1 protein-coding gene is annotated in these 620 nt (G+C 47.3%); it reads right to left on the bottom strand.

Translation table 11 applies throughout. The annotated features are described in order from the left end of the window. Positions 1-368: 368 nt before the first annotated feature. On the bottom strand, positions 369-620 hold a 252-nt coding region (locus tag I6E40_RS10655), incomplete at its 5' end, for a hypothetical protein (protein ID WP_235387248.1).

Genomic DNA, 620 nt, shown 5'->3' with positions numbered 1-620 from the left:
ACGGGGGATGCTGTCGGTTGGGCGTTAAGAGCTTGCTCTTATAAGACCAAAACGGAAGCATCACAGCAGCGGCACAGCCGCCATACTCTTCAAGGGGTTTTCTTGGTTTTTGTCTTTTCCCCTTTTTATCACTTTGTCTCTTCCTCTCTTTGACTCTTAGTCTCTTTGACTCTTCGATTAACGAGACAATTCATGGGCATTAATGGGGAAACATTTCTTGCTGGGAGCGCACCCAGGAAAAACTGGGAGCGCACCTAAGAAAAACTGGGAGCGCACCCAGGAAAAACTGGGAGCGCACCTAAGAAAAACTGGGAGCGCACCTAAGAAAAACTGGGAGCGCACCTAAGAAAAACTAGGAGCGCACCTGGTTAAAATTTCCCTTCCTCAAATTTTATTTTGCCTTCCTCAAATTTTTCTTTCCCTTCCTCAAATTTTAATTTCCCTTCCTCTAGTTTTCTTTCCCTTCCCATAGTTTTTCTTTCCCTTCCCATAGTTTTTCCTAGCCTTCCCCTCTCCCACTCTTCCTCTCTTCGTCTCTTTGACTCCCCCAAAAAAGACCCCCATGTGCGGTGCATCAGCGCCGCAACAAAGCCCTTCCCTTTAGGGAGGGGTTGGGGTAG

This window comes from Prevotellamassilia timonensis (assembly GCF_021531665.1).
GTDB lineage: Bacteria > Bacteroidota > Bacteroidia > Bacteroidales > Bacteroidaceae > Alloprevotella.
This window is presented reverse-complemented; position numbering and strand designations above follow the sequence as displayed.